The sequence below is a fragment of the Patulibacter sp. genome (assembly GCF_030655195.1).
In the GTDB taxonomy this organism is placed as follows: domain Bacteria; phylum Actinomycetota; class Thermoleophilia; order Solirubrobacterales; family Solirubrobacteraceae; genus Patulibacter.
This window is the reverse complement of the sequence record NZ_JAURWA010000111.1, coordinates 1-4,680: the sequence shown is the minus strand read 5'-3', so window position 1 is coordinate 4,680 and position 4,680 is coordinate 1. Positions and strand designations below refer to the sequence as shown.

Annotated in this window: 5 protein-coding genes; 1 reads left to right on the top strand and 4 read right to left on the bottom strand. The window is 73.4% G+C overall.

Annotation, left to right across the window (positions count from 1 at the left end; all coding sequences use genetic code 11):
• Positions 1-68: 68 nt before the first annotated feature.
• Complete coding sequence (locus tag Q7T67_RS11850; RefSeq protein WP_304789443.1) at positions 69-725, top strand: HAD-IA family hydrolase; 657 nt, start codon at positions 69-71, stop codon at positions 723-725.
• Between the two features lie 87 nt (positions 726-812).
• On the opposite strand, the gene Q7T67_RS11845 is transcribed toward Q7T67_RS11850, so the two are convergent.
• The 4 genes from Q7T67_RS11845 to Q7T67_RS11830 form a co-directional block, all read right to left on the bottom strand.
• Positions 813-2,375, bottom strand: a complete 1,563-nt coding sequence (locus tag Q7T67_RS11845; protein ID WP_304789440.1) for a succinic semialdehyde dehydrogenase — start codon at positions 2,373-2,375, stop codon at positions 813-815.
• Positions 2,376-2,555: 180 nt separating this feature from the next.
• Entirely contained in the window at positions 2,556-3,014 is a 459-nt protein-coding gene (locus tag Q7T67_RS11840; protein WP_304789436.1) for a peptidylprolyl isomerase, read from the bottom strand.
• 87 nt (positions 3,015-3,101) lie between these two features.
• Positions 3,102-4,130, bottom strand: a complete 1,029-nt coding sequence (locus Q7T67_RS11835) for a hypothetical protein (RefSeq protein ID WP_304789434.1) — start codon at positions 4,128-4,130, stop codon at positions 3,102-3,104.
• Positions 4,131-4,261: 131 nt separating this feature from the next.
• Positions 4,262-4,680 (bottom strand): DbpA RNA binding domain-containing protein (locus tag Q7T67_RS11830; RefSeq protein ID WP_304789431.1); only part of this gene is annotated, 419 nt, incomplete at its 5' end.

Genomic DNA, 4,680 nt, shown 5'->3' with positions numbered 1-4,680 from the left:
CCGGGACGCGGGTCCGCGCCGGCGAGCGTGGCGGTCGGCCGTCGGGGGTCCGCCGGTAGCCTGCGCGAATGCCGCAGAGCGACCCCGCCGCCGACACCGCCCCGACGCGACCCCGCGGCCTGCTGATCGACTTCGGCGGGGTGCTGACCTCGAACGTGTTCGAGGCGTTCGGCGACTTCGCCGAGGCGGAGGGCCTGGGCCGCGACGCGATCGGGCAGCTCTTCAAGACCGACCGCGAGGCGCGGGACCTGCTCAAGGACCTCGAATCCGGGACCATCGACACCGTCGCGTTCGGCCCGCCCTTCGTCGCCCGCGCGGGCCTGGCCCCGGACCGCGCCGACGGGGTCGTCCGGCGGATGTTCTCGGCACTCCGGCAGGACGTCGCGATGGCCGACGCCGTCCGCGCCGCCCGGCGCGCCGGCATCCGCACCGGGCTGATCTCGAACTCCTGGGGCGACGGGATGGCCTACGACCAGGCGCTGCTCGACGAGGCCTTCGACGCGGTCGTGCTGAGCCACGAGGAGCGGATGCGCAAGCCCGCGCCGGAGATCTTCGTGATCGGCGCCGAGCGGATCGGCCTGGCCCCGTCGGAGTGCGTGTTCGTCGACGACCTGCCGTTCAACCTGCCGCCCGCCGACGAGCTGGGCATGACGACGGTGCTCCACCGCGACGCGGCCGAGACGGTGCCGCGCCTGGAGGAGCTGTTCGGCGTGTCCCTGCGCTGAGCGGGCCCGGGAACGGCGACGGGCCGCCCGTGGGCGACCCGTCGAACGGTCCTGTCGGGGCGGCGCGGCGGTGCGCCGCCGGTCGACCTAGTCGCGCGTGCCGCGACCGTAGAAGAACTTCGTAACCCGGCCGAGGAGCTTGAAGCTGCGCCCGGTGTAGGGGTACACCTGCGGCTCCTTCTTCAGGTGGTACTTCGACACGATGATCGTCTGGGAGTTCGTGTACTTGCGGATGCCCGGCGCGCCGTGGCGGGCGCCGAGGCCGGAGTCCTTCCAGCCACCCATCGGGGCCTCCAGCGCCGTGTAGCCGATCAGCGCGTCGTTGACGTGCACGGAACCGGCCTGGATCCGGCGCGCGATCTGCTCGCCCTTCACGGTGTCCTTCGTGAAGACGGACGCCATCAGGCCGTACGGGCTGTCGTTGGCCAGGCGGATGGCCTCCTCGGCGTCGGCGACCTTCATGATCGGCAGCGTCGGCCCGAAGGTCTCCTCCGTCATGCACTCCATGGAGTGGTCGACCCCGGTGAGGACGGTCGGCGGGTACCACCAGCCGGGCCGGTTGGGGTCCGGGTCGCCGCCGGCGACGATCGTCGCACCCTTCTTCCGGGCGTCCTCGACGTGCTCGGAGACAGTGGCGACCTGGCTCTCGATCGTCAGCGCACCGACGTCGGTGGTGCCCGGGCCGGTCGGCGTGCCGTTGCGCAGCGCCTTGGCCTTCTTCGTCACCTTCGCGACGAACTCGTCGTACACGGGCGCCTCGACGTACACGCGCTCGACCGAGATGCAGGTCTGCCCCGTGTTGAACATGGAGTAGAAGAGCGCGTGGTTGGCGGCGCGCTCCAGGTCGGCATCGGCCAGGACGATGAACGGGTCCTTGCCGCCGAGCTCGAGCGAGCACGGGATCAGGCGACGGCCGGCCTGCGCGCCGATCGTGCGGCCGACGGGCGTGGAGCCCGTGAACATGATCATGTCGACGACGTCGACGAGCGCCTCGCCCAGGACGGAGCCCTTGCCGGTGAGCACCTGGAAGACGCCGTCGGGCAGCCCGCACTCGCGCAGGACCCGGGCCATCAGCAGCGACGTCAGCGGCGTCTTCTCGGCGGGCTTCAGCAGCACGCTGTTCCCGGCCATGAGCGCCGGGATGCAGTCACCGAAGCCGTTGACGAACGGGTAGTTCCACGGGGCGATGACGCCGACGAGCCCGAGCGGCGCGTGGCGCGTGAAGACCTTCTTGCCCTTCATCAGCGGCGAGGCGACCTTGATGCGCTCGTCCGCCAGGAGGCCCTCGGCGTGGTCGGCCCAGTGCCCGAACGCCGACGCGGCGTACATGACCTCGGCCATCTGGGCGTCCTCCCAGGCCTTGCCGGTCTCGGAGACGATCGTCGCGACGAGCTCGTCGGAGTGCTCGGTCACCCACTTCTGGGCGCGGCGCATGACGCGCGCGCGGCCCTCGAAGCCCAGGGCCTCCCAGGCGGGCTGGACGGCGCGCCCGCGGGCGGCGGCCACGGCGGCCGCCTCCGGACCGAGCTGGTCGACCCAGGCGATGGTCCGCCCCGTGGCGGGATCGACGACGGCCTTCTGCGGCGGCGTCGCGGGATCGGTGACGGCCGAGCCGTCAGCCGTGTCGGGGGCCTGCTCCTGGGTGCTCATGCGTGCACCCTAGCGAGTCGCCTGCCCCGGCGCGCGAGAAGGTGACGTAGGCGTCATCTTCCTGCGGCGCAGCCGGGAACGACGAGGGCCCGCCGCTGGCGGGCCCTCGAACTTCGCGGCCGGGCGACGTCCGCCCGCAGGTGGGTGCTCCGGCGCGGACGCCGGGCCACCCGTGAGGGCTCAGCCCTCGATCTTCACCGAGCGGATCTCGATGGGCGTGACGGGGCGGTCGCCCGGGCCCGTCTGCGTCGTGCCGATGCGCTGGACGACGTCCTCGCCGCCCTGGACCTGGCCGAAGGCCGTGTGCTTGCCGTCGAGCCACGGGGTGGCGTCGGCGGTGACGATGAAGAACTGCGAGCCGTTCGTGTTCGGGCCGGCGTTGGCCATGGCCAGCGTGCCGCGGACGATCTTGTGCTCGTTGATCTCGTCCTCGAACTCGTAGCCCGGGCCGCCGGTGCCGGTGCCCTCGGGGCACCCGCCCTGGATCATGAAGTCGGCGATGACCCGGTGGAAGATCAGGCCGTCGTAGAAGCCCTTCCCGGCCAGGTCCTTGAAGTTCTGGACGGTCTTCGGCGCGTCGGCGTCGAACAGCTCGAAGACGACGTCGCCCTCGCTGGTGCTGATGGTGGCGGTGCTCATGGGCTCCTCCAGGGGTCGGTGTGGAAACCTCGGCCCCGACCCTAACGATGCGCCCTGCGGCGGGCCGTCACGGGGGGCGGGGGCCGCTCAGCTCGAGGCGGTGAACTCGCGGATCACGGCGGTCGCCGGGGAGCCCGGGATCGACGTGAACAGCACGAGCACGTGGCGGTACTTGCTCTTGGCGCCCGAGACGGCCTTCAGCGGCACGGCGTTCTTGCCGGACTTCAGCGTCCGCTCGCTCGCGATGGTGTCCCAGTTCGCGTCCAGCTCGTCCGGCGGCAGCGCGCTCTTCGTCGTGCCGAGGATCTTGATCTTCAGCTTCGACGTCGCCGTGTTCACGGTCAGGCGCTTCAGCGCGGTCGGATCGTCGAAGTCCAGGACGTAGCCCAGGCCGCCGGTCTCGCCCGCGTTCAGGACGACCTTCCAGCTGGTGCCGGTGCTGTCGTCGATCGCGTTGCCCTCTTCGCCCTTGTCCGCCGCGATGCCGTTGGGGTCGTAGATCGTGCCCTGACCGGAGGCGAAGACCACCGGGCCGAAGGGCTCCTTCGTCGGCGTCGTCGTCGTGGGCGTCGTGGTGGTGGTGCCGCCACCACCGCCGCCGCCGGTGTTGCCACCGCCGCCCGTGTTGCCGCCCCCGCCGGTGGCGGGCGGGGTCGCGGGCGTGGCCGGCGTGGCCGGGGCCGCGGGCGTCGCGGGGGCCGCCGGCGTGGCCGGTGCCTTCTTCGCGGTGCTCGTCGTCGTCGCCGTCGTGGGCGTCGTGGGCACCGGTGCGACCGGGGTGACGGGCGCCACGGGCGTGGTGGCGGGCGGGGCCTGGGCCACCGGCGCGCCGGTGGTGTCGGCCGGGACGTTGGCGGCCGACCGGGCGTCGCCACGCAGCGCGGCGTACGAGGCCGCGGCCGCACCGCCGGCGAGCAGGACCGCCAGGGCGACGACGAGGCCGGCGGCGCGCAGGCCGGGGAGGCGCTGGCTGGCCTCCGTCATCCGCACGCCGCAGTTCAGGCACCACTCCTGATCGGCCGAGCAGACGGTGCCGCAGCGGTCGCAGACGCGCACCATGTTCGCCGACGTGGGGTCGGGGGTCCCCTGGGACTGCTGCTCCGTCGGTGTGCTCACGGCGGGGATGCTAACGGCCGACCGGACCCGGATGCGCTGCTCCGGGGCCGGGGGTACGGCGTCGACCGTCGGATCCGGACGAGCGCGGCCGCGCCACGTCGGCGGACCGCCCTGCGGCCGTCCGACCGGGGTCAGCCGGCGAGCAGGACCTCGGCGCGCACCCGGCCGCCGGCGGCGTTGACCGCCTCGACGGTGTCGGCGACGCCCGCGGCGGGGACCGTCGCCAGCGCGAAGTTCTCGAGCACCGAGACGCCGCGGACGGCCTCGCCGTCGAGCCCCGAGCTGGAGGTGATCGCCTCGACGACGTCGCGGATGGCGACCCCGTCGGCGGACCCGGGCACGAGGACGATGCGGGTCCCGACCTCGTCGGCGTCGCGGTTGAGCTGCGGCTTGCGGCCCCGGCGCGGCTTCGCGCGGCGGCGCGGCTCGTCGGCCTCGTCCGTCCCGGCGACCGGCACGTCGCCGGCGTCGGCGGCCTCGACGGCGTCGGTCCGCTCGTCCATGGCCACCGGGGCCGACTCCTCGACCTCGGCGGGCGCCGGGGCGTCGG